The organism is Rothia koreensis, from assembly GCF_004136575.1.
Classification (GTDB): Bacteria; Actinomycetota; Actinomycetes; order Actinomycetales; family Micrococcaceae; genus Rothia; species Rothia koreensis.
Map to the genome: position 1 here is coordinate 19,034 of NZ_NOIQ01000003.1, position 22,821 is coordinate 41,854.

22 protein-coding genes, 1 tRNA gene and 1 riboswitch are annotated in these 22,821 nt (G+C 64.4%); of the genes, 17 read left to right on the forward strand and 6 right to left on the reverse strand.

Features of this window, described 5'->3' with window-relative positions:
• Nucleotides 1–10: 10 nt before the first annotated feature.
• The 6 genes from EWU68_RS04715 to EWU68_RS04740 all read left to right on the forward strand — a co-directional run bounded on the left by EWU68_RS04715 (nt 11) and on the right by EWU68_RS04740 (nt 7,647).
• Nucleotides 11–739 carry a LytR C-terminal domain-containing protein gene (locus tag EWU68_RS04715; protein WP_162421413.1) on the forward strand — a complete coding sequence of 243 codons (729 nt, stop codon included), beginning with the start codon at nt 11–13 and terminating at the stop codon, nt 737–739.
• A 403-nt stretch (nt 740–1,142) separates the two neighbouring features.
• Nucleotides 1,143–2,780 carry a chaperonin GroEL gene (gene groL, locus EWU68_RS04720; RefSeq protein WP_129314880.1) on the forward strand — a complete coding sequence of 546 codons (1,638 nt, stop codon included), beginning with the start codon at nt 1,143–1,145 and terminating at the stop codon, nt 2,778–2,780.
• 183 nt (nt 2,781–2,963) lie between these two features.
• Nucleotides 2,964–4,229: an MFS transporter gene (locus EWU68_RS04725; protein WP_238692324.1), complete on the forward strand. Its 1,266-nt coding sequence runs from the start codon at nt 2,964–2,966 to the stop codon at nt 4,227–4,229.
• Between the two features lie 44 nt (nt 4,230–4,273).
• Nucleotides 4,274–5,410: a 23S rRNA (uracil(747)-C(5))-methyltransferase RlmC gene (gene rlmC / locus EWU68_RS04730; protein WP_129314882.1), complete on the forward strand. Its 1,137-nt coding sequence runs from the start codon at nt 4,274–4,276 to the stop codon at nt 5,408–5,410.
• A 73-nt stretch (nt 5,411–5,483) separates the two neighbouring features.
• Nucleotides 5,484–6,668 carry an isochorismate synthase gene (locus EWU68_RS04735; protein ID WP_129314885.1) on the forward strand — a complete coding sequence of 395 codons (1,185 nt, stop codon included), beginning with the start codon at nt 5,484–5,486 and terminating at the stop codon, nt 6,666–6,668.
• Nucleotides 6,669–6,678: 10 nt separating this feature from the next.
• A complete protein-coding gene (locus EWU68_RS04740) occupies nt 6,679–7,647 on the forward strand; it encodes an RNase H family protein (protein WP_129314887.1) in 969 nt (322 codons plus the stop codon).
• A gap of 7 nt (nt 7,648–7,654) precedes the next feature.
• Here the strand turns inward: EWU68_RS04740 and EWU68_RS04745 are convergent, their stop codons facing one another.
• The 4 genes from EWU68_RS04745 to EWU68_RS04760 form a co-directional block, all read right to left on the reverse strand.
• On the reverse strand, nt 7,655–7,945 hold the full coding sequence (locus EWU68_RS04745; protein ID WP_129314889.1) for a WXG100 family type VII secretion target: 291 nt from the start codon (nt 7,943–7,945) through the stop codon (nt 7,655–7,657).
• A gap of 136 nt (nt 7,946–8,081) precedes the next feature.
• Nucleotides 8,082–9,512, reverse strand: a complete 1,431-nt coding sequence (locus EWU68_RS04750) for a sensor histidine kinase (protein WP_129315103.1) — start codon at nt 9,510–9,512, stop codon at nt 8,082–8,084.
• Nucleotides 9,513–9,587: 75 nt separating this feature from the next.
• Nucleotides 9,588–10,295, reverse strand: coding sequence for a response regulator transcription factor (locus tag EWU68_RS04755; protein WP_238692325.1), 708 nt, complete (start codon nt 10,293–10,295; stop codon nt 9,588–9,590).
• Nucleotides 10,296–10,398: 103 nt separating this feature from the next.
• The gene (locus tag EWU68_RS04760) at nt 10,399–10,710 is read right to left on the reverse strand and encodes a hypothetical protein (RefSeq protein WP_129314894.1); all 312 of its coding nucleotides are present in this window, start codon (nt 10,708–10,710) and stop codon (nt 10,399–10,401) included.
• A gap of 351 nt (nt 10,711–11,061) precedes the next feature.
• Between EWU68_RS04760 and EWU68_RS04765 the strand changes: the two genes are divergently transcribed.
• From EWU68_RS04765 to EWU68_RS04775, 3 genes are all read left to right on the forward strand, one after another.
• A complete protein-coding gene (locus EWU68_RS04765) occupies nt 11,062–11,445 on the forward strand; it encodes a cold-shock protein (RefSeq protein ID WP_129314896.1) in 384 nt (127 codons plus the stop codon).
• Between the two features lie 30 nt (nt 11,446–11,475).
• Nucleotides 11,476–11,997, forward strand: a complete 522-nt coding sequence (locus EWU68_RS04770) for a DUF3027 domain-containing protein (protein WP_129314898.1) — start codon at nt 11,476–11,478, stop codon at nt 11,995–11,997.
• Between the two features lie 134 nt (nt 11,998–12,131).
• Nucleotides 12,132–13,394: an MFS transporter gene (locus EWU68_RS04775; RefSeq protein WP_129314900.1), complete on the forward strand. Its 1,263-nt coding sequence runs from the start codon at nt 12,132–12,134 to the stop codon at nt 13,392–13,394.
• A 53-nt stretch (nt 13,395–13,447) separates the two neighbouring features.
• Here EWU68_RS04775 and serC read toward each other — a convergent pair whose 3' ends face one another.
• Nucleotides 13,448–14,572 (reverse strand): phosphoserine transaminase, encoded by a 1,125-nt coding sequence (gene serC, locus EWU68_RS04780; protein ID WP_129315104.1) that lies wholly within the window; start codon nt 14,570–14,572, stop codon nt 13,448–13,450.
• A gap of 171 nt (nt 14,573–14,743) precedes the next feature.
• Between serC and EWU68_RS04785 the strand changes: the two genes are divergently transcribed.
• From EWU68_RS04785 to EWU68_RS04805, 5 genes are all read left to right on the forward strand, one after another.
• The gene (locus EWU68_RS04785; protein WP_129314902.1) at nt 14,744–15,439 is read left to right on the forward strand and encodes a metal-dependent transcriptional regulator; all 696 of its coding nucleotides are present in this window, start codon (nt 14,744–14,746) and stop codon (nt 15,437–15,439) included.
• A 6-nt stretch (nt 15,440–15,445) separates the two neighbouring features.
• Nucleotides 15,446–16,072, forward strand: a complete 627-nt coding sequence (locus EWU68_RS04790) for a thymidine kinase (RefSeq protein WP_129314904.1) — start codon at nt 15,446–15,448, stop codon at nt 16,070–16,072.
• A gap of 434 nt (nt 16,073–16,506) precedes the next feature.
• Nucleotides 16,507–16,653, forward strand: a riboswitch (cyclic di-AMP (ydaO/yuaA leader).
• Between the two features lie 8 nt (nt 16,654–16,661).
• Complete coding sequence (locus tag EWU68_RS04795) at nt 16,662–17,273, forward strand: C40 family peptidase (RefSeq protein ID WP_129314906.1); 612 nt, start codon at nt 16,662–16,664, stop codon at nt 17,271–17,273.
• 180 nt (nt 17,274–17,453) lie between these two features.
• Nucleotides 17,454–18,377: an NlpC/P60 family protein gene (locus tag EWU68_RS13155; RefSeq protein ID WP_202976689.1), complete on the forward strand. Its 924-nt coding sequence runs from the start codon at nt 17,454–17,456 to the stop codon at nt 18,375–18,377.
• A gap of 228 nt (nt 18,378–18,605) precedes the next feature.
• Nucleotides 18,606–18,866, forward strand: a complete 261-nt coding sequence (locus EWU68_RS04805) for a hypothetical protein (RefSeq protein ID WP_129314909.1) — start codon at nt 18,606–18,608, stop codon at nt 18,864–18,866.
• A 9-nt stretch (nt 18,867–18,875) separates the two neighbouring features.
• Here EWU68_RS04805 and EWU68_RS04810 read toward each other — a convergent pair whose 3' ends face one another.
• Nucleotides 18,876–19,769: a DUF4031 domain-containing protein gene (locus EWU68_RS04810; RefSeq protein WP_129314911.1), complete on the reverse strand. Its 894-nt coding sequence runs from the start codon at nt 19,767–19,769 to the stop codon at nt 18,876–18,878.
• Between the two features lie 41 nt (nt 19,770–19,810).
• On the opposite strand from EWU68_RS04810, the gene EWU68_RS04815 reads away from it, so the two are divergent.
• The 3 genes from EWU68_RS04815 (at nt 19,811) to EWU68_RS04825 (ending at nt 22,460) form a co-directional block, all read left to right on the forward strand.
• Nucleotides 19,811–19,883, forward strand: a tRNA-Arg gene (locus EWU68_RS04815).
• A gap of 355 nt (nt 19,884–20,238) precedes the next feature.
• Nucleotides 20,239–20,856 carry a PadR family transcriptional regulator gene (locus EWU68_RS04820; RefSeq protein WP_162421415.1) on the forward strand — a complete coding sequence of 206 codons (618 nt, stop codon included), beginning with the start codon at nt 20,239–20,241 and terminating at the stop codon, nt 20,854–20,856.
• On the forward strand, nt 20,853–22,460 hold the full coding sequence (locus tag EWU68_RS04825; protein WP_129314915.1) for a DHA2 family efflux MFS transporter permease subunit: 1,608 nt from the start codon (nt 20,853–20,855) through the stop codon (nt 22,458–22,460). Before EWU68_RS04820 ends, EWU68_RS04825 begins: the two co-directional genes overlap by 4 nt.
• Nucleotides 22,461–22,821: the final 361 nt, after the last annotated feature.

The following is a 22,821-nucleotide window of genomic DNA, read 5'->3' on the forward strand; positions in this document are numbered from 1 at the left end:
GAGGACACTGATGGCCGAGTACGAACACGATGAATTCGACGACGTCCCCGCGGACTCGCCACGGCGCGGCGCATACCGCGGCGAGGTGCCCGAGAAAACTCGCGGCTACAAGCATCTCGCGGCCCTGATCGTCGCCGGCGTCTGCGCGCTCGTTCTGGGCGGCGTGTTCTTCCTGCTCTCCCCGAAACTTGCCTCGCCCGAGTCGGCGAGCGCCACGAAGTCGTCCTCGAGCAGTCACTCTTCCTCGGACTCTTCATCCTCGAAGGGCGGGGAAAACGGGGATTCGTCCGAGACCGAACCCGATTCTTCGACGTCGCTCGCGGTGTACAACCAGGGCGCGGCGGAAGGCACGGCGACCAATGCCGCGTCGACCCTGACCGACGCCGGTTGGAAGGTCTCCGATGTCAGCAACTGGGACGGCCCCTCCCAGGAGGCCACCGTGGTCTTCTACACCGACGGCCATGAGGACCAGGCCAAAGCGGTAGCCGACAAGCTGGACATCGACAACGTCAAACCGGCTACCGACTCCGGCTACGACGTCGTGGTCGTTCTCTCCGATGACGGCGGAACCTCCGCGGAATCCGGCCAGGGCGGCGAGAACGCCGACCAGGGCGCCGGAAGCGCGGGACAGGACGCCGGAGGATTGGGCCAGGATTCCGGAGGACTGGGCCAGGACTCCGGGACAGCGGGCCAAAACGGCAGCGGTATCGGTCAGGACTCCGGGATTCCGGGCCAGTAGTAGATCGTCACGGTTCGGCACCTCGTGGCCGCTTGCGTTCCTGCTATCGGCACGACGCATCGGCACGACGTATCGGAGGGACGGTGAGCGGTGCTTGCGGCGGCCGATCCTACGGATGTGCTGTGAGCGAAGAGCCGTTGCCGTCTGTGGAGAACGTTTGCACTCTCCGTCGCCGAGTGCCAAGATTGGACTTAGCACTCATCCACCTCGACTGCTAAACACGTCGCTTGGGCCGGCCGATTGTCGGCCGGGCGGCAGGCGTCGCGGATCGATGGGCAAAGACACAGTCACCACGGTGAGGTGTGGGAGCAGGTCGCCCAGAGCGTGGTCTGGTCACCAGCCGTCCGTCGCGGGCACCGTGGCTGATGTATCCGTCTACCGTCCAGGAGGGACGTAAGCCACCATGGCAAAACTGATTGCTTTTGATGAAGAGGCACGGCGCGGACTCGAGAAGGGCCTGAACACCCTTGCCGACGCGGTCAAGGTCACGCTTGGGCCCCGCGGTCGCAACGTTGTGCTGGAGAAAAAGTGGGGTGCCCCCACGATCACCAACGACGGCGTTTCCATCGCACGTGAGATCGAGCTGGAAGATGCGTACGAGAAGATCGGCGCCGAGCTCGTCAAGGAAGTTGCCAAGAAGACCGACGACATCGCGGGTGACGGCACGACCACCGCGACCGTCCTGGCCCAGGCCCTGGTCCGCGAGGGCCTCCGCAACGTTGCGGCAGGCGCGGATCCGCTGTCTCTCAAGCGCGGCATCGAAAAGGCCGTCGAGGCAGTGACCAAGGAATTGCTCTCCTCCGCCAAGGAGATCGAGACCGAGGAAGAGATCGCGGCCACCGCTTCGATCTCGGCCGGTGACCCCGAGATCGGCAAGCTCATCGCGCAGGCGATGGAGAAGGTCGGCAAGGAAGGCGTCATCACTGTCGAGGAGTCGAACACCTTCGGGCTCGACCTCGAGCTGACCGAAGGTATGCGCTTCGACAAGGGCTTCCTCTCCGGTTACTTCGTGACCGACGCCGACCGCCAGGAAGCGGTCCTCGAGGATCCCTACATCCTCATCGTCAACTCCAAGATCTCCAACGTGAAGGACCTGGTCCCCGTGCTGGAGAAGGTCATGCAGTCCGGCAAGCCGCTGCTGATCATTGCCGAGGACGTCGAGGGCGAGGCCCTGGCACTCCTGGTCCTGAACAAGATGCGCGGCTCCATCAAGTCCGCGGCCGTCAAGGCACCGGGCTTCGGCGACCGTCGCAAGGCTCAGCTGGCCGATATCGCCGTCCTGACCGGCGGCCAGGTCATCACCGAAGAGGTTGGTCTCTCCCTCGAGACCGCGACCCTCGACCTGCTGGGCCAGGCCCGCAAGGTGGTCGTGACCAAGGACGAGACCACGATCGTCGATGGCGCGGGTTCCGCCGAGGAGATCGAGGGCCGTGTGGCCCAGATTCGCGCCGAGATCGCCAACACCGATTCGGACTACGACCGTGAGAAGCTGCAGGAGCGCCTGGCGAAGCTCGCCGGCGGTGTGGCCGTGCTCAAGGCTGGTGCCGCGACCGAGGTCGAGCTCAAGGAGCGCAAGCACCGCATCGAGGACGCAGTCCGCAACGCCAAGGCGGCAGTGGAAGAAGGCATCGTCTCCGGCGGCGGCGTGGCACTCATCCAGGCCGGTGTTCGTGCTTTCGATTCCCTCAGCCTTGAAGGAGACGAAGCTACTGGCGCGAACATCGTCAAGGTGGCCGTGGACGCTCCGCTCAAGCAGATCGCAACGAACGCTGGCCTCGAGCCCGGAGTCGTGGCGGACAAGGTTCGTGGACTCGAGCAGGGCTACGGCCTGAACGCTGCAACCGGGGACTACGAGGACCTCATGACCGCGGGCATCAACGACCCGGTCAAGGTGACCCGCTCGGCACTGCAGAACGCTGCATCCATTGCCGGACTGTTCCTGACCACCGAGGCCGTCGTCGCCGACAAGCCCGAGAAGAACGCCGGCGGTGCCGGTGCCGAGGGCATGGACGGAATGGGCGGCATGGGCGGCATGATGTAGTCATCGGCCCTCCGGGCACTTGCCCGGCAGCCTCCGAGGCCCCGCACGAGTTCGACTCGTGCGGGGCCTTTCTGTTGCGTTCCGGGCCTACCGGGGCGTGAGAATGACGTCGATGCGTCATGTTCGGCCGGTCGGAGTAAGGTGGGCAACCGGAAAAAATCCTTCGAGGAGTTGGGACGACGGGTGGGGAACACGAAGAGCAAGGCCTGGTTGTGGGCGCTGGTTGCCTTCATGTTCTTCTCCCAAACGGGCCTCAACATCGCCAGGCCGCAGATGAGCTACAAGCTCATAGCCCTCGGTGCGCCACCATTCACGATTGGTCTGGTGACCTCTGCTTACGCGATTGTCCCCGTATTTGCCGCGATCGCCATGGGACGGCTGGCCCAGAGGATCAAAAGATTGAGGCTCCTTGTGCTCGGGGGCGGACTCCTCATCGCGGTAGGCACCGCGATGCTCGCCGTCGTCGATGGCGTGGGAACCATCGCGTGCGCCAGTCTCGTCTTCGGCATGGGGCACCTCGTCTCCCAAATCGGCTCACAGTCAGCGGTCTCCAGGTACGCGTCCGACTCCGGCCTGGACCAGGGATTCGGCTGGACTACCGCGGGGCTGTCTGCCGGTCAGCTCGTCGGGCCGCTGATCGGTGGCTGGGTTCTGGGGCTCCACGCCGACCCGAGCGAAGCACAGAGGCTCAATGACATTGCGATCGCCTCGTGGATCGGTGCCGGGTGCGCCCTGGTCTCGATTGTTTTCATGCTCCTTCCCGTGGTGAAGACCACCTCGCGGGCCCAGACCGGGGCCTCGCCGTCACAGGCTGCCGACACAGGGGACGCCCCGGAGGCAACCGAGCCCGCCTCGAAGGCCACCACCACGAGGATTCTGCGGACACCCGGAGTCGCCTCACACATCCTTGCGTCCTTGGCCATGCTCTCGATCATGGACATCCTGACCTCCTTCCTTCCGCTCGTCGGCGAACAGCACGGCGTCGCTCCCGTCTGGGTCGGTATCCTCCTGGCCGCCCGCAGCCTGGCCTCGATCGTGTCCCGATCGATGATCTCCGTCCTGTCCGCCCGGTGGAACAGGACACAACTGGTGCTGGTTTCCCTCGTGCTGGGTTCCCTCACGGTCGCCGCCGTACCACCCGTCATGTCCGTGATTCCCGCGGCCCTCGTGCTGCTCCTGATCGGGGGCTTCTTCATCGGACTCGCACAGCCTCTGACGATGACGATGATCATCAAATCCGTTCCGACCACATGGAGATCTCCTGCGCTCGCGGTTCGCCTGACCGGCAACAGGGTGGGGCAGGTCCTCATCCCGCTGGTGGCCGGCGCCGTCGTCGCGCCCGTGGGACCCGCCGGAGCCATCTGGCTGACCTGCGCACTGCTCCTGGGGTCGGCAGGAGAGAAAGCGCTCCGGTATTCGCGACAAGGAGCCACGAGTGCCGACCTCTGACCCGGATCCGGGGACTCGGCTTCGCGGGATACCATGGGGTCACCATGCAATGCGATGATTTCGACGCCGGCGCCTGCCGGTCCTGTTCCCTGATGGGGGTCCCGTACCGCACCCAACTTCAGGACAAACAGAATCACGTCGAGACATTGTTGGCCGAATTCGAGGGAGTCGATTGGTCAGCCCCCATGGGGAGCGCCGAATCCGGTTTCAGAAACAAGGCCAAGATGGTCGTTTCGGGTACCGTGGACCGGCCGATGCTGGGAATCCTCGACCGAGGAGGGCGCGGCATCGACCTGTCCGAGTGCGGGCTCTACCCCGAGCCGGTCCTGCAATGCATGCCCGTCCTCAAATCCCTCATTCGGTCCCACGGCCTGACGCCCTACAATGTGCCTTCGCGACGGGGTGAGCTCAAGAACATCTTGGTGACGGTTTCACCCGACGGGGAGGTCATGATCCGCTTCGTACTGCGGAGCAAGAAGTTGGTGGTCCCGATACGCCGCGCCATGACAGACCTGCGGCACGCTCTTCCGCGCGTCCGAGTGGTCAGTGCGAACATTCTGCGCGAACACAAAGCTCTCGTCGAAGGCGAGGAAGAAGTGCCGCTCACGGACGAGCAGTTGCTGCCGATGCGGCTCAATGGGCTCACACTGAACCTCAGGCCACAAGGTTTCTTCCAGACCAATTCGCGGATTGCGGCGGGAATGTACGAGCAAGCTGCGGCCTGGGCCGCCCAACGGGGGCCGGACAGGGTATGGGACCTGTACTGCGGTGTCGGAGGATTCGCTCTCCACGCGGCACGGCGGCTCGGTCCTCGGAGCACGGTTCGCGGAGTGGAGATCAGTGCCCAGGCCATCCAGGCGGCCAAGGCCAGCGCGGCGGAGGCCGGGCTGAACAATGTGACCTTCGACGACGCCGACGCCGGAGCATTTGCCGCAGGCTCTGCCGAGAGCCCCGACATGATGATGGTCAATCCGCCCCGGCGAGGTCTGGGACCGGCAATGACGGAATGGATCGAGGCGAGCGCGACGAGCACTCTCATGTACTCGAGCTGCAATGCTCGTTCGCTGGTCAAGGATCTGCGTGCGTTGTCGTCGTTCAGGCCTCGGGAAGCGAAGATGTTCGACATGTTCCCCCAGACCAACCACTACGAGTCGATGGTTCTGCTCGAGCGGGTGAACTGACGGTACGGCTGGTTGATCCGGCGGAATACACGGAACACCGTGGCACGGAGGCCGCGGAAGAGGAAGGACGACGATGAACTGGACGGACGCGCGCGGCGCCGAAGCAGTGGGGGTCTCTGCCCCCAGTGCCGTCCCCAACGAATCCGCCGTGCGGGGGACCGAGAGCGGCATGACCGATTTCGCGTTGTCCACGGGGCGCGGGACTCTCGAAGCTTCGGGCGTTCGCGAACGCGTGTCCGAGGGCCGGGCGGCTCAGGCCGCGGCGGAGCACGAATCGGTCGTCGTCGGCATGCTGCCCTTTGACCCGGAGGGCGAGCCGCTGCTGTTCGTGCCCGAACACGCCGCATGGACGACGAGGAACGAGAGCCCTCTGCCCCCGTTCGACGTCGCCCGACCGACGGCAGCCCACGGGCTCGACAGCCAAATATATCGCGACGCCGTGGCGCTGGCCGTGGCCCGGATCCACGAGGGGACACTGGACAAGGTCGTCCTGTCCAGGGCTTTGGACCTCTGTTACGACGCCCAGACCATCGACCCCGAAGCCGTGTACAGAAATCTCCTCGCGCTGTACTCGACCGCGTATGTTTTTTCCGTCCGAAACCCCTCGACGGGGGAGTACGTGATGGGGGCGAGTCCCGAACTCGTGGTCGGGGTCGAAGACGGCCGGTGTTCGACCCACCCGTTGGCGGGATCGTCGGCCCGGCGTACGGCGGACGGCCCGACCGAGGACGCCCAAGCGGGAGAAGCCCTGTTGCGGTCCGCGAAGGACCGGGCGGAGCACGCAACCGTGGTGGACGACATCGCGGCACGCTTGGGGCCGCTGTGCGCCTCGTTGACGGTTCCACCTGCCCCGACCCTGTTGGCCACGCCCCAGCTGTGGCATCTCGGGACGGCCATGAGCGGGACACTGCGGCCGGGCGTGACGGCATTGGACGCGGCCCGGGCCGTGCACCCGACCCCCGCGATCTGCGGGATGCCCCGGAACGAGGCGTTGGACCTCATCCGAGAGGTCGAACCCTACGAAAGGGGATTCTACGGAGGCCTCGTGGGCTGGATGGACCAGCACGGCAACGGCGAATGGGCTCTCAATCTCAGGAGCGGTCGAGTGGGAGAGGGGCGTGCAACTCTCTGCGCAGGAGCCGGAATCGTCTCCGGGTCCACGCCTCAGAACGAACACCACGAGACAGCCGTGAAGCTCTCGACGTTCCTGGCCGCCCTCGGCCTGGACCTCGACGATGTCGCAGCCGTCTCTCGGTAAAGTGGGGACAATGAGCACACAAGGCGCGATCACGGACCCGACGGGCGACGACGAGACCGGCGAGGCATCGCCGCGAGGTGCCGACGACGCCGTGATCGTGGCGGCCGCCGATGGCTCGGCCCTCGGGAATCCGGGACCCGCGGGGTGGGCCTGGTACGTGGACGAAGGGTCCTGGCAGGCCGGTGGCTGGCCCCACGGGACCAACAACATGGGGGAGCTGAAAGCCGTTCTCGCCCTCTTGCAGGCCACGGCAGACCGTCCGAACAGACCACTGCGGATCCTGTGCGACAGCAAATACGTCATCAATTGCATCACCCAATGGATGCCCGGCTGGAAAGCGAAGGGCTGGAAGAAGAAGGACGGCAAACCCGTTCTGAACAGGGACCTGCTGGAAGAGCTCGATCGAGCCCTGGCCGGGCGCACGTACGAATTCGAATGGGTCAAGGGCCACGCCGGTCATCATCTCAACGAGGCCGCGGACGAACGCGCCCGGGCCGCGGCCACCGCGTTCCAGAACGGCCAGGACCCGGAGACGGGGCCGGGGTTCGTCCCCGGTGCCGGGGGCGCCGGGGACGAACCCGCGGGCGCAGACGACGCGTCCACGGAAGCGGGGGACCATCCCTCCCGCCCGCAGGAGAAATCTGCGCAGGCCGCCGTCGAGCACGAGAAGCTCCTGAGCGACCGCGAGACCTGGGCCGACGCCCAACGTCTCGCGCCGCTGCTCGCAGAGGACCTCGTGTGGGTCACGGCCAAGGGCCGACTGGCCGACAAAACGGCCGCCATCAACTATCCGGAACAGGCCTTCGCGCTCGATGGGGATCCGGATCTCGTCCGGTCCCACGCGGTCTCGGAGGACACCGGGCTGGTCGTCAGCAACGTCCGGACGGCGCGTGGGCCGGCGGTTCGGTCAAGTCTCTGGACCCGAACCACCCATGGCGCCTGGGCACTGGCGATGCGTCAGGACACCCTCGAGCTCTGAGCCGTGGCTACCCGGCAAACAGGGATGCGTTCGCGGCTTCCGTCTCGGCGTAATTGACACCGGCGTTGGCCAGTGCGGTATTGATCTGGCCGATGGATTCCTCGACCTGAGCCTGGGTGGCCCTCCACGCGGAGAGAACCTCTTGGAAATTTGCCGCCGCGGAACCGGTCCAACTGGACTGGAGATCCTGCAGCGATGACGTCATGCCGTTGACCTCGGACGAGATGCGCTCGACGTAACCGTGCGCCTCCGCCGTCTTGGCCGCGATGACTTCCGAATCAACCACGAATTGGGCCATGTCTTCCTCCTGATCTCGTGGCGCCGATGCGCCCCATGCCGGCCGGAACGGGCCGGTGACAGGAGGATAAGACGTCACGCCCTCGGCAGAGCCCTGGCCCTTCGCGATAAATCACCGTTCACGGGACAGCCAACCGTCAGGAAGGGATTTCCCCGGTCTGTGGATGAGCGGTTCCGTCCTCGGCCTCGGGGGCGTGCTGCGGAACCTGGACGACCATCGTGGCGCCTCCACCGGGGGACTCCTCGACGCGCACGGATCCGTTGTGCTGAGCGATGATGGCAGCCACGATGGCCAGACCGAGTCCGGTGCCGCCGGTGTCCCGCGCCCGCGATTCGTCGGACCTGTAGAAGCGCTCGAAAACCTTTTGCATTTCCTCGCCCTGGATTCCCGGTCCGTGGTCCACGACCTTGACGACGGAGAGGAACTGCCCATCGATGCCGGGGCGGGACCCGACGGCCAGTTCGATGGGCGTGCCCTCCGGCGTGTACCGCAGGGCATTGGTCACCAGGTTGGCGAGAACCTGCCGAAGACGCGACTCATCGCCCAGAACGGGTGCGGGCAGGCCCGGGCCGGAATCCAGGCCCACGACGGCGATCTCTCGCTCCGGGGCCGAGGCCGCGGCGTCGCCGGCGGCGTCGTTGGCCAGGTTCAGAAGGTCCACCTGGGTCATCTCCATCGCTCGACGTTCGTCGATGCGGGCGAGCATCAGGAGGTCTTCGACCAGCTGGCCCATCCGTTTCGACTCCGCTTCGATGCGGGACATCGCCTTGGCGACGTCTTCGTCCGTCTGCAGGGCCCCGTGCCTGTACAGCTCGGAGTATCCGCGAATCGAGACGAGAGGAGTGCGCAGCTCGTGAGAGGCGTCTCCGACGAAGCGGCGCATCTTGACCTCGGAGCGCTTCTGGGCGTCGAAGGATTCCTCGATACGCGTCAGCATGACGTTGAGCGACAGCGAGAGCTGACCAATCTCCGTGCGGGGATCGTGACGTTCGATGCGTTGGGACAGATCGCCGGCCGCGATGCGGGCAGCGGTGCGCTCCACGCGCGTCAGTGGTTCGAAGGCTCGCGTGACCAGAACCCAGGCCAGTGCCGCGGCGGCTGCGAGGGTCGCCAGCCCGAAGGCGAGGGTCAGAAGCCCGACGAGAGTCACCACGGCGTTGGTCTGTGTCAGGGGTGTGGCGATGATGACCGTGTATCCGGAGTCGTCGGTCGCCAGGGGAAGGATTCGCCACTCGGTGTCGCCGTTGTTGCTCGGCACGGTCAGGCCCTGGCCGTTGTAACGCATCCCGTTGTCATGGTTCCAGCCGTTCAGGCGGGGAGACGAGTTGCCGTCGTCGGCGACGATGGAACTGACCAGGTTGCCGTCCGAGTCCATCAAGTACGCCGAATAGCGGAACCCGGGACCGTTCGAGGACACGGCCTTGTCATTGCCCAAGTACTTGGTCAACGACGACGAACTGGACTTCATCTCGGTGTCGATTTGCTGGACCAGCTGTCCTCGGAGGGCCGAAATGGCCACCAGGCTCGTGACGGCGATCGCCAGGGCGAGCAGCAATCCGGTCAGCATGACCAATTGGGTGCGCAGGGACAGCGCACCCAATTTGGATTGTCGTACTCGGTTGGTGACGGAGTACACCACGGATTAGTGCTTGGTTGTTCGCAGGAGGTAGCCGACGCCGCGCTTGGTATGGATCAGCGGCGGCAAGGACTTGTCATTGTCGATCTTGCGGCGCAGGTAGGAGATGTAGGACTCGACGATCGAGGCGTCACCGTTGAAATCGTATTCCCAGACGTGGTCCAGGATCTGCGCCTTGGACAGAACCCGGTTCGGGTTCAGCATCAGGTAACGGAGCAGCTTGAACTCCGTGGGTGACAGGTCGATTTCACGATCGCCGCGGTAGACCTCGTGGGCGTCGTCGTCGAGGACCAGGTCTTCGACGTGCAACCTGGAGTCCTCTTCCTCGAGCGCCTGCGTCCGGCGCAGCACCGCGCGGATGCGTGCCACGACCTCGTCCAGGCTGAACGGTTTGGTGACGTAGTCGTCCCCGCCGACGGTCAAGCCGGTCACCTTGTCCTCGGTGTCGTCCTTCGCCGTCAGGAAGAGGATGGGGAATACCAGACCGGTTGCTCGGATCTTGCGAGTTACGGTGAACCCGTCCATGTCCGGGAGCATGACGTCCATGACGGCGAGATCGGGGGCATCAGCCGTCGCCTTGTCGAGAGCCTCGCGACCATTGGCGGCCGTGATCACCTCGAATCCCGCGAACCTCAACGAGGTGGCGAGGAGCTCGAGAATGTTGGGCTCATCGTCGACGACTAGCAGCTTGGCTTCTGACTGTTGTGCTTTCACAGGGTCAAGTCTGACCCAACTATCTGAATGGACGCTGGGCATTGGTCAGGGGAATCCTGGTTCAGGTCTGGGCGACTCCGGGTTGGAAGCCCTTGTCAGACGGTCAGAGCGATCTACGTCGCCTGGCAGCGAGGACCAGCGCGACGATGAGAAGGACGAATGCGATCGGAAGGCAGATCAGGGGCACCTGGGTCAGGAAACTCCACGGGTGGAAGCCCGACCACTTCAGAATCAGCATGACGACGCCGCAGACCACGCAGAGCACGGCGATGACTGCGGCGAGACCCGCGAACCAGGTGAATGCTCCGGACTCCGCCGCACCCTTTCCCGGCTGCGAAACCCCCATCGAATCGTCCGTGGCCTCACGGTCGGAGCTCAGTGGCGAGTTCGCGCGGGGAGAAGAGGAGTTGTTCATGGCCTCAACGGTACCGTCTTTCGGGAGTTCGAGCCCGCACGAAGTTCTGGCCCGCTGTATAATAGGGACTTCAGGCTTTCGCGCACCGGAATCGCTCGGGCGGGAGAAACCGGGCATCACGGCCCAACATCGAGGGGCCGCCAGGGTTCGGTCATGACGCCGCGGACCAGCGTGTGCAACCCACGGTCCGGCGTCCCTGCCCTGGATCCTGGGTTTCTGGCGAGGCGGACGGAATCGACTCGCGGCACTCGACCAGGGGTGCAGCGAGCCGTCGTGCGTCGCCTCCTCGGCGAGACCGGGTGCGCCACCAACGGGGGACAAGGCCCCCACCACAATGCAAAGGAAACGATCATGCCCACCGGAAAAGTGAAGTGGTACGACGAGTCGAAGGGCTTCGGCTTCGTGACGGCCGAGGACGGCCAAGAGGTCTTCCTGCCGTCCTCCGCACTTCCGCCCGATGCCAAGGGCGTCAAGTCCGGCACCCGGCTCGAATTCGGTATTGCCGAAGGCCGGCGGGGCGCGCAGGCGCTGTCCGCCCGCCTGCTGGACAAGGCCCCGTCGTCGGTCAAGAATCACCGCAAGCCCGCGGACGAAATGGCCGTCATCACCGAGGACCTCATCAAACTGCTGGACGGCGTGTCCAACACATTGCGCCGCGGAAGGTATCCGGATCGAGCGGTCGGAAAGAAGGTAGCGACGATCCTGCGCAACGTCGCTGACAACCTTGATGCATAAATCTGCTGGTCACGGGGTTTAATAAGGGATATGGCGAAAACACTGCACGATGAATCGGCGGTCGCGGTCGACGGCACTGAAGCAGCCGTCGAACCGGCGAGGCCGACCCTCGGCGCCCAGAGGACGCCGCGACGGCGGACGACCCGGCTGGACTCCGTTCTGGCCGAGGCCAAGGAAACGGCGTACCGCAGCGTCCTGGAGATCACTCCCGAAGAGACGGTCGGCACGGTCCACCACATTCGCGGGGAAGAGGACCGGCTCAGCACGCACCTCTTCGAATGCACCCTTCCCGGGTACCGGGGGTGGTTCTGGTTCTCGACCGTCGCACGCGCGCCTCGCTCGAAAAAGGCGACCGTGTGCGAGGTCGGCTTGTTGCCCGGCGACGACGCCCTGCTCGCCCCCGAATGGATACCCTGGGCAGACCGATTGCGTCCCGAGGACGTCGCCGAGCACGCCGAGGGCCACGACGGTGAATCCGACGAAGATGCCGAGGACTCCGGCGCCGAGAAGAACAACGAGGAGACCGAGGAAGCTTCCGCGGACAAGGAATAGTTAACCAGGGGGCTCGGTCCACGATCGGTCGTCGCCCCGCAAGGAGATGACCCGGAACGCCTACCCGAAAAACCGATAACGCCCGCAGCTCGCGCCGAGGAACCTTCCGATCCCTCAAGGTTCCGAACTACCGCCTGTGGTTCGCGGGTGCCCTGATCTCGAATATCGGGACCTGGATGCAGAGGATCGCCCAGGACTGGCTGGTCTTCAACCATCTCTCCCATGAGGACTCCACCGCGATGGGCATCGTGATGGCTCTTCAGTTCCTGCCGCAACTCGTCCTCGCGCCGTACGCGGGTCTCCTGGCGGACCGCGCCGATCGGCGGAAGCTGTTGTTCCTGACCCAGACCTCGATGGCCGTTCTGGGTGGTCTCCTCGGCGGGCTCGTCCTCTCCGGAGCGGCGCAACTGTGGCACGTCTACATCTTCGCGCTTCTGCTCGGAGTGATCACGGCGCTCGACTCACCCGTGCGGCAAACCTTCGTGTCGAACCTGGTCTCGGACGCGGACCTGCCGAACGCCGTCGCCCTCAATTCGATGTCCTTCAACTCGGCTCGCATGGTGGGTCCCGCCATAGCCGGTGTCCTGGTCGGCGCGGTCGGTCCGGGCCCGGTGTTCCTGATCAACATGGTCACTTTCGTGGCCATGATCATCGCGATAGCGAAAATCGACACCGGCAGCCTGCGACCCATGCCACGGGTCTCCCGAGCAAACTCGCGGATGAGGGACGGAATCGCCTACATCACGAGCCGGCCGGACATTCTGGTCGTGATGATCGGAGCCTTCCTGGTCGGGACCTTCGGAATGAACTCCGCGATCAATATCGCGGCCATGGCCACGACCGAATTCGGATACGGCGCGAACCAGTTCGGCTTCCTGACCTCGACGATGGCCATTGGGTCGATCACGGGAACACTCATGGCGGCCAAGAGGGAACGGCCCCGGCTCCGATTCATCTTCGGTGCCGCCGGCGCCTTCGGTCTCACATGCCTTCTCGCAGCGCTCTCGCCGACCGTCGTGGTCTTCGCCGTCGTCCTGATCCCGATGGGGTTGGCGGCGCTCACCTTCATCACCTCGGCGAACGCTTACGTCCAGGTCTCCACCGAGCCCCAGATGCGCGGCCGGGTCATGAGCATCTACATGGCCGTGTTCATGGGAGGCACCCCCATAGGCGCACCCGTGGTCGGCGTCGTCAACGACACCCTCGGAGCGAGATGGGGGTTGGGTGTGGCCGTCATCGCGGGCCTGGTCACCGCGGCCCTCGGTTTCTTCTGGTACTGGCGCAGCCAGCACCTCCACCTGACCTTCGACCGGTCACGGCGAGGTTTCGTGCGTCTGGAGAAGGACGCGGACTACTCGCCCGTCACCGCCGCACTGGAGGTCCAAGAGCCGCGGTGAGCGCCTGGCCACCGGGGCACCCCGGCGGCCGGACGCTCACGGCCCGTGGCCGATCAGGCCAGGCGTTCGATCACGTAATCGATGCAGGACAGCAGGGCGGCGACGTCGTCCGGGTCGATCGCAGTGAACGTCGCGATACGCAGCTGGTTGCGACCGAGCTTCCGGTACGGTTCGGTGTCCACGATGCCGTTGGCACGCAGCGCCTTGGCAAGAGCGGAGGCATCAACCGTGTCGTCGAAGTCGACGGTGGTGATGACGGTCGACCGGTCCTCGGGTCGCCCGACGAAGGGGCTGGCCACGTCGCTGGCCTCGGCCCACCGGTACACGAGGTCGGATGAACGCGCCGTGCGCTCGGCTGCCCAGCCCAAACCACCGTTCTCGAGGATCCATGCGATCTGGTTGTCGAGCATGACCAGGTTCGCCAAGGACGGCGTGTTGTAGGTCTGGTTCTTCCGTGAATTGTCCACGGCAGTGGTCAGGTTCAAGGAATCCGGAATCCAGCGGTCCGTGGACGCGATGTTGCTGACCCGGTCCAGGGCTGCCGGGGAGAAGAAGGAGAGCCACAGGCCGCCGTCGGACGCGAAATTCTTTTGCGGGGAGAAGTAGTAGACGTCGGCTTCCCGCGGGTCCACGGCCATGCCCCCGGCGGCGCTCGTCGCATCGATGAGGACCAGGGCGTCGTCCTCCACACCGGAAGGGCGCTGGACGGGTGCAGCGACGCCGGTCGAGGTCTCATTCTGGGGCCACGCATAGACGTCGGCGCCGGGAACGGGGGATGCGGTCGGGCGGGTTCCGGGCTCGGCCGAGGTGATCTCGGACGGGTCGAGGAACGGAGCCTTGTCGGTGGTCGCCGCAAATTTGGATCCGAACTCACCGAAGCTCAGGTGAGCCGCCTTATTGCGTACGAGGTTGAACGCGGCCGAGTCCCAGAACGACGTCGCCCCGCCATTGCCCACAATGACCTCGTACCCGTCCGGCAGTTCGAACAAGTTCTCCAGGCCGGAGCGCACCGAACCGACCAAGTCCTTGACCGGAGCCTGACGATGGGAGGTTCCGAGGAGGGACTGGGCCGAAGCGACGGCTTCGACCTGTGCGGGGCGAACCTTGGACGGGCCCGCGCCGAAACGTCCGTCGGCGGGAAGAAGTTCTTGGGGGATGACAATGTTCTCGGCCACTATTCGTGCTCCAATGATCAGTGAGGGGTGCGCGTGGTCTCCGCGGCGTCCTGACTCCACCATTGTGCTTCGTAGAGTCCTCCAGGAGTGAATCTTCGACGGAAGATGAACCTAAGCACCTAGAATGGACGGACAAACAGGCAGGAAAATTACGAGAAGGGCGTTATATCTCCGATGACGGACCTCGTTGACACAACAGAGATGTACCTCCGGACCATCCTGGATCTGGAGGAAGAAGGCATCACACCGATGCGCGCCCGGATCGCGGAGCGGCTCGACCATTCCGGGCCGACCGTCTCGCAGACCGTGGCACGCATGGAACGCCACGGGCTCGTGCACGTCGAGAGCGATCGTTCATTGTCCCTGACCCCGGACGGCCGGAGCCGCGCCGTATCGGTGATGCGCAAGCATCGCCTGGCGGAACGACTGCTGGCCGACGTCGTGGGGCTGGACATGGTCTATGTTCACGACGAGGCCTGCCGCTGGGAGCACGTGATGAGCGAACGCGTCGAGCGCCGGCTCGTCGAGCTCCTCAACTCGCCGAAGTTCTCGCCGTACGGCAACGCGATCCCGGGGCTCGAAGAACTCGGGGTGACCAGCGAGAAGGACGATCCCAAGACCGTGACCCTGACGATCGCTGCCAAAGATTCCTCGGATGAGGATCGATTCACGATCGCGCGTTTCCCAGAAGTGCTTCAGGCCGACGTCGACATCATGAAGGTTCTCGGTCGTGCCGGCCTCCGCCAAGGATCGGTCGTCGGCATCCAACCGAAGGTCGGAGCGATTCACGTCCGCGTCGAAGGCGAGGCCGAAGGCGTGGACATCGACATGGACATCGCGGACCACATTGTGGTCAAGCGCGGCGCCTGAACGGACGTGGCCAAGCTCTATTTCCGTTACGGAGCCATGAACTCCGGCAAGTCCACTGCGTTGCTGCAGGCGGCCTTCAACTATGAGGAGCGAGGACAGCGCATCGTGCTGGTCAAGCCGAAGGTGGACACCAAGGGGGAGGGCCACATCGTCTCGCGCCTGGGCGTCCAGCGCGAAGTCAATATCCTCCTGGCGCCGGAAGAATCCGCCCGCGACACCTTTCTCCATCACGCCCATGGTGACGACGACGGCGGGCTCGGGGTGAACGTGGACTTGCCGCCCGTTGCCTGCCTGCTGGTGGACGAAGCCCAATTTCTGACCCCGGAGCAGGTCGATGACCTGATGAGGATCGCCGTGCTGGATGGCGTGCCGGTCCTGGCGTACGGGATCAGAACAGATTTCCGCACGCGTGCCTTCCCCGGTTCTGCCCGCTTGCTCGAGCTCGCCCACACCGTGGAAGAGCTCAAGACCATTTGCCGCTGCGGCCGGAAGGCCCTCTTCAACGGTCGCAGGGTCGGGCAGGACTTCGTCTTTTCGGGGAGCCAGATCGCCATCGACGGCGAAACAGTGACCTATGAGTCGCTGTGTGCGGCGTGCTATCTGAAGGAGACCGGCGGGGTTCTGGGCGAGTAGACCTCGCCGCCCCCGGCCAGGGGCGCCGGATATCGAATCGTGACCCAAGCCGGGATCCTCTTAATCGTTTCGTGACCTTTGCGGCACCTTTGGTGGGGCTCTGCATCGGCTCAAGGGGGTGCCGAGGGGCCTCGGAGGCACCTGTGTGACACGACACGAAAAAAATTTTAAGTGTTGCATCGTGTGCCATGTCACTCCCGCTGATTTTGGCCCTTCCCCGCGTTTGCGCTGATCAAAGGGGGCTTGGTTCGGCTCGAAAAGCCCCGCGGGTGACATCGGTCATCCCGGCGGTGGGGTCGCGACCCCTTCGCGGGGGTCGCTCTCGTGACCAAAACGTGACTTTTCCTTGCCCTGTGTGTACTCTCGACATCGTGCCAATCACTGGTCGAGACGGCACCTTCGGTCAGAACGCCTAGCTCTGCCACTGACCGAAGAATCGAAAAACCAACAGTCCGCTGGCAGAGGCGGGGGACCCAACAACGGGTTCTTCCACGGAAGAGCCCTCGGGGTTAAGTCGCAACAGCGACCGGGTGACTCCCATCCGAACCCGACAGCTCACCTCGTAGGCGCAGGGAGGAAAACTTTTATTATGACTAAGCACATTGCTCGCCACCGCGCTGCAACTCAGTCCCACGTCGTTCGCAACACCGGTATCGCAGTTGCCGCCGCTGGCGTCATCGCCGGCTCGGTTGCTCCGGCCAACGCTTTCGCTTCGGCCGCTCCGGTTGAGAACGCCGCGAGCACCACTCAGGCTTCCTCGGCTCAGCAGGGCGGCATCAGCGTTCAGAACGCTGACTACAGCGCCCCGGCCGACAACAACACGCAGGACGCCGGCTCGCAGGCTACCGGTAGCCGTGCCAAGATCGTCGAGGATGCCAAGACCGGCGAGGGCGGTTCCTACGTTTGGGGCGGCCGTGACTTCAAGGCCTGGGACTGCTCCGGCTTCGTTTCCTGGGTTGCTTCGCAGTCCGGCATCCAGCTGGATGCCTACACCCACTCCATGGTGAACCAGCTCACCCCGACCGATTCCCCGCAGCCCGGTGACGTTGTCTTCACCAACGGCTACGAGCACGTCGGTATCTACCTCGGTGACGGTCAGATGATTTCCGCTCTGAACCCCGACCAGGGCACCACCATCACCTCGGTCGACGGTGGCGGAATGATGCCGGTTGACGGCTACTACAGCATGCCCGGAATGTAATTTCGGTCTACTGACTTCGCCTTATGAGGACAGAGGGGCGCCCGGGAGGGAAACCCGGGCGCCCCTTTTTTCGTATCTGAACACCCCTCTGCTCGCACACTTCCGCGCATGTTGTCGATGCACGGAACTGAGGGACGTGCCGGATGCAACGGCACCCCTCCATGAATTCAAGGAATTTTCATGGCACCGACTACCTACCTCTCGCACAAGACACTTCGCACGGCCGGGGCCCTGACGGCGTCGGGACTTCTGGTCGGCAGCATCGCGCTCGTTCACGGCCTCGAATCGGCCGAACCCGAGCCGAGCGCATCCCCGCAAGCTTCCACCACGGTTCCCAGCACGTCGCTGGCTTCGGCACACGCGAATCTGACCTTCGTACCGGTGGCCCTGAAGCGCCCAGAGACCGATCCGCAGGTGCTCGCGCAACTGGAGGCGCAGCGCGCCGAGCATCGGAGGACGGCCGACGAAGAGGCTGCGCGGCTCGAAGAACAGCGTCGTGCCGAAACGGAACAGGCCGTCGAGAACCCGACGCAGTCCGAACAACAGGTCCAGGCCGACGACGCCCCGGACGTCGAGGGGGTTCTCGCGACGCCGAACGACACGAGCGAGGGCATCGGCGTGGCTCGGGCGCAATTTTCCGAGGAGTCTTCGGTCGATCATCCGCAGCTTCCCGAGGGCGGCAGAACGGGTGGCCCCCACACCCAGGGGATCGTGCCCGCGGCCGAGATCGGTGGCAACGGGGTGCCTCGACCGGCCTCACTGCATACCACTCTGGGAGACGCCGTGGCAGAGGCCGCCAAGGCCCAGGTGGGTGTCCATCAGGACTGCACCATGCTGGTCACGAATGCCCTCAGGGCGCGCGGAATTTCTTTCCACGGATGGCCGAAGGACTATCTCAGCCTGGGCCACACCGTGAGTGCCGAGGAGGCGCAACCGGGCGATATCGTCTATTACGCGTCGAACGGGATGGGCGGATCACACGTCGCGATATACATCGGCGACGGCCGGGCCATCCACGGTGGATGGGAAGGCGGGACGACCGCCGAATTCGGTACGGAACTTCCTTATGCGTCATCTCCTCTCTATATCCGTGTGGATCGTTGAATTCATGGCTATGATGGAAAAGTAGGTTTTCCTCCTTGGGCGAGGCACTTGTGAAGAATGTGATCTCGTCAATTCCGGACCGCGCAAGGCTCCGGGTGGTGCGGCCCCCTCGACCAGTGGGGGTCGCACCTTTTTTGTGCTCAGGGTGAGTGCAGTCAGGGCGAGACGGCGTGGACGTGGCACAGATCCGTTCTGCAACCGCCAAGTTCGAGGTTCTATCATGAGGGCATGCCCTCACAATTCGAACCTCCCCAGAGCAACAGCGATCAGGAATTCCGAGCGATGGCCGTCGGCATGGTGGCCGGGGCGGTTCCCGGGATCATCGTGGGCCTCATCCTTTCCCTCTCACTGGGCAACCCGGCCATGTGGGTTTCGATCGCCGGCGGAATCGGTATCATCATCGGGCTTGTTGCCGCGGTTCTCTACAACAGGGCCCGTGCCCGCAAGAAGGGAACGGGCGACGACGCCGGAGGCAAAACCGGCGCCTGATTCACCGGCTCATCCGTGTCGGAGGGAGGCGATCTCCGACCTCAGGTTGTTCCGCGCGACGCCCTCCCACTGGGCGCTGGCGACGTCCGTCAGGTAGATCCTGTCCTGATTCAGGAATCCCTCGAGGATCTCCGCCCGCGTGCGGCGGAAGACCTCTTCGGGAACGTGCGAGTACTCTCTGCGCACGGCGCTCGCGTACCTTCCGTACCGTCCGGGAGACGCCGCCAGAATGCCCAAGTCGGCATCGTGGAAAATTGGCCACAACGGATCGCGCCCGGCCGCCGTGTGGTCGATGGTGCCCAGAATCAGCCCGCGCACGCGATCAAGTGCCCCCGGATCCACAACGCCGGTCAAGTCTGCCGTGACAAGATCCGCGCTGTCCCGTTCATCCTCCTCGGGGCGACCCCTGTACACGGCGTCGTGGTACCAGGCCGCCAAGCGCAGGACGAGCCATGAATCGGAGTCCTCGGAGGATGCGGAACCGAGGCGATGTATGTTGTCGAGAACCTCCGCCAGGTGAACCGAGGTGTGATATTCGCGACCTGGTGAGTCCCAGCGGTCCAACAATTCCTGGCCGGTCTCGGGGGCGCCGGGCACGGTGGCCTTCCAACTCCGCAACAAGCGAGGGCGGATCTTTGCCGGACGCTCCTTCGCCGGAATGCGCAGGCCCGAGGCCGCCAGGCGCCGGGTCAGCTCGTGGGCCGTGACTCTCGTGGCGCCCGCGGCGACGGCGTCATCGATCAGGTGTCGCGGGACGTCGTAGTGGTCTTCGTCAAAAGCCTTGGGGCTGATGGGAGTCCTGCCGACCAGTTCGTGGAGTTCGTCCAGACTGGTGTCCGAGACGAGGTGGGAGAACATCGTGCCGTGGGCTGGCCACAGCGGAGGGTCAATCAGAACGGCCATGAACCCAGCATGGCACGGGAACCTGTACACTGGTGCGGTGCGCCCTCGTAGCTCAGGGGATAGAGCACGGCTCTCCTAAAGCCGGTGTCGGTGGTTCGAATCCACTCGAGGGCACTCTCGCAATCCGTCACGTGGTCGGGCTCTTTCCCGATCGGTCGTGGCGGATTTGTTTTTGCTCCCGAGGCCCGTGCCGGCGGCAGGCCAACGAGCCGGAACGTCGAAACCCTGCCTCAGGGGTTCGGGCGGTTCCCATAGATGCTGCAGGCGTCGTGCACACGCCCCAACAAGCCGCCGGAATGGTCCCCTTCGGCAGGGTTTCGATCCGTGGTTCTCTTGCTCATACTCGCGAGTACGAAAAGGACACTACTTGTTGGGGATGGCTTCCACAAGGTGTGACGTCGTCATCCTGTCCATCGCCCACGAATGCTCCGTTTGTGAAGCAATGTTTATTCCGCGTAGAATAATCCGAGTGGAACACGACTCTCAGCGGCGGATGAAACTCACGCCATTGGCCGTGACGGTTCTGGGGCTACTCCGGGAACGTCCGATGCACCCGTACGAAATGGCCCAGATCCTCAAGAAGCGGGGAGACGACCACCTCGTCAGGGTCAGCCCCGGAGCCCTGTACCACACGGTCGAGAAGCTCCAGGACCACGGACTGGTCAGAATCGACCGGGTGGAACAGACCAACAACAGGCCGGAACGAACCATCTACGCGGTCGAATCGGCCGGCGAACGCGCCGCCAGGGAATGGGTGGTCGCCGAGCTGTCCACGGTGCGCAGCGAATATCCCGTGTTTCCGGTAGCGCTTGCGGTGGCCCCCAAGCTGCCGTGGTCGGCCGTTCGGGCCGCCTTCCAACAACGGATCGCGGTGCTCCGAGATCAAGTGTCCGGCCGGGAATCCAGGCTGGACCGGGCACGAACAGAGGGCATCGACGAAATCCTCCTGCTCGAGGACACCTACGTGCTGGAACTCCAGGCGGCACAGATCAACCACATGCAACGAACCATAGACCTGGTCGACAGCGGCGCCCTGACCTGGCCCGCGCAATCCGATCGGCCGGACGCCCCGAAAGAAGAAGCATGAACTCCGAATACACTCCGCGGCACAGCAGTGCCGCGACCGCGAAGGCCGGGTCGCCCACGGGCGAATCGGCCGACACCAGCACGCGCGCCCGGAAGGACCTCGACACCGCGCACGAGAACAAGGCCCACGGCAAGGGCGAAGACAAACAGGCCTGGAGTGCCCTCTGGGCCATCGTCATCGGGTTCTTCATGATCCTGATCGACTCGACGATCGTGTCCACGGCGATGCCGGCCATCATGAACCACTTCGACACCGGCATCAACAAGGTCGTGTGGGTCACCAGTGCGTATCTGCTCGCTTACGCCGTCCCGCTGCTGGTCACCGGCAGACTGGGTGACCGCATTGGACCGGGCCGCATGTATCTGGGAGGCTTGGCTCTCTTTACGGCGGCATCCCTCTGGTGCGGGCTCTCGGGAACCATTGAAATGCTCATTGTCGCCCGCGTGTTCCAGGGGCTCGGCGCCGCCGTCATGACTCCGCAAACGATGGCGATCATCACCCGACTCTTCCCGGCGGAGCGCCGGGGGCCTGCGATGGGTGTCTGGGGTGCGACCGCCGGCGTCGCGAGCCTCCTCGGGCCGATTCTGGGCGGCCTCCTGGTCGACGGCCTCGGCTGGGAATGGATCTTCTTCGTCAACATTCCGGTCGGCATCTTCGCGTTCGTGCGGGCCTGGCAGAAGATCCCCAAACTGGAGATCCACGCCCACCGCATGGACTACGTGGGCGTGGTCCTGAGCGCGATCGCCATGTTCCTCATTGTCTACGGAATCCAAGAGGGCCATGGGCACGATTGGGGCGCCGTCTGGGGCCCGATCACCGTGCCGGAATTGATCATCGCCGGAGTCGTGATCTTCGCCCTGTTCATCGTGTGGCAGCGGGTGACCAGTACGGAGCCGCTGATTCCCCTGGGGCTCTTCCGCGACAGGAATTTCTCGCTGGGCAACGCGGCCATCGGCATGGTCGGGCTCATGATCGTCTCGTTCGTGCTGCCTCTCATGCTGTACTTCCAGCTGGTCTGTGGCATGTCGCCCACGGAGGCGGCCCTGATGATTGCCCCGATGGCGATTGTCTCGGGTGCGCTGGCTCCTGTGGTCGGCGGCCTCATCACGGCGGCCAGGGCTCCGTTCATCGCCGTCTTCGGGCTGCTGATGAACGTCCTGGGGCTCGTGGGCTACTGGTTCTTCATGTCCCCGGACGCCTCGATCTGGGTCCTGTTGATTCCTTCGTTCGTGATGGGTATCGGCGGTGCCTGCATGTGGTCTCCCATTTCGATCACGACGACGCGCGACCTCGCCCCGAAGCAGGCCGGAGCGGGATCCGGCGTCTTCAACACCACGCGTCAGGTGGGCGCGGTGCTCGGGTCCTCGCTGATCGCGATGATGATGGAGAACCGCATCGCGGCCCATCTCCCGCAGATGGCCGGTCAGTCGGCCCAAGGCGGAGAGGCGGCGGCGGGCAGCTCGCAACTGCCGGACATGCTGCGCGACGGGTACACCACGGCGATGGGGGAGAGCATTCTCCTGCCGGCCGCGGCCGTCCTCGTGGGCGCCGTGGTCGCGGCGTTCTTCCGGCCGCGGGCCAAAGGAGCTCGGCGGGTTTCGTAGGAACACGTCCGGAGGGTATGTCGCCCCCCACCTTCACCTCTTCTTGCAATTCAGGAAAAGCAGGTGTCGGCTGTGGTGTCTGTGCGAATGCTTCCGCCTTGGTCCGATACAGGGGGGATGGAGGGCTGTAATGTAGGTTCATGCGGAGCGGCAGTGTGCAGAGCCTCTGGCGCTCAAGGCGAATGCCTTGGTGTTCCTTTTGGACTGGGGAAGAGCCCGTCCATGATGAACCTTTCTCAGCGGTTGCTGAGGTGAAGTTCCACCCGGAGGAATCATAAATAACTTTGGTCTGGGAAAGAGTAAGAGAGAGGGGTGGAGAGGCTTGACTCGTCATAGGGGTCGGTCTATGTTGTGAAGTATT

Excerpts from the sequence above, each read along its gene's own strand:
- EWU68_RS04715 (WP_162421413.1), top strand. The coding sequence starts at position 11 with ATGGCCGAGTACGAACACGATGAATTCGACGACGTCCCCGCGGACTCG.
- groL (WP_129314880.1), top strand. The coding sequence starts at position 1,143 with ATGGCAAAACTGATTGCTTTTGATGAAGAGGCACGGCGCGGACTCGAG.
- rlmC (WP_129314882.1), top strand. The coding sequence starts at position 4,274 with ATGCAATGCGATGATTTCGACGCCGGCGCCTGCCGGTCCTGTTCCCTG.
- EWU68_RS04735 (WP_129314885.1), top strand. The coding sequence starts at position 5,484 with ATGAACTGGACGGACGCGCGCGGCGCCGAAGCAGTGGGGGTCTCTGCC.
- EWU68_RS04740 (WP_129314887.1), top strand. The coding sequence starts at position 6,679 with ATGAGCACACAAGGCGCGATCACGGACCCGACGGGCGACGACGAGACC.
- EWU68_RS04745 (WP_129314889.1), bottom strand. The coding sequence starts at position 7,945 with ATGGCCCAATTCGTGGTTGATTCGGAAGTCATCGCGGCCAAGACGGCG.
- EWU68_RS04750 (WP_129315103.1), bottom strand. The coding sequence starts at position 9,512 with ATGCTGACCGGATTGCTGCTCGCCCTGGCGATCGCCGTCACGAGCCTG.
- EWU68_RS04760 (WP_129314894.1), bottom strand. The coding sequence starts at position 10,710 with ATGAACAACTCCTCTTCTCCCCGCGCGAACTCGCCACTGAGCTCCGAC.
- EWU68_RS04765 (WP_129314896.1), top strand. The coding sequence starts at position 11,062 with ATGCCCACCGGAAAAGTGAAGTGGTACGACGAGTCGAAGGGCTTCGGC.
- EWU68_RS04770 (WP_129314898.1), top strand. The coding sequence starts at position 11,476 with ATGGCGAAAACACTGCACGATGAATCGGCGGTCGCGGTCGACGGCACT.
- EWU68_RS04785 (WP_129314902.1), top strand. The coding sequence starts at position 14,744 with ATGACGGACCTCGTTGACACAACAGAGATGTACCTCCGGACCATCCTG.
- EWU68_RS04795 (WP_129314906.1), top strand. The coding sequence starts at position 16,662 with ATGACTAAGCACATTGCTCGCCACCGCGCTGCAACTCAGTCCCACGTC.
- EWU68_RS13155 (WP_202976689.1), top strand. The coding sequence starts at position 17,454 with ATGGCACCGACTACCTACCTCTCGCACAAGACACTTCGCACGGCCGGG.
- EWU68_RS04805 (WP_129314909.1), top strand. The coding sequence starts at position 18,606 with ATGCCCTCACAATTCGAACCTCCCCAGAGCAACAGCGATCAGGAATTC.
- EWU68_RS04810 (WP_129314911.1), bottom strand. The coding sequence starts at position 19,769 with ATGGCCGTTCTGATTGACCCTCCGCTGTGGCCAGCCCACGGCACGATG.
- EWU68_RS04825 (WP_129314915.1), top strand. The coding sequence starts at position 20,853 with ATGAACTCCGAATACACTCCGCGGCACAGCAGTGCCGCGACCGCGAAG.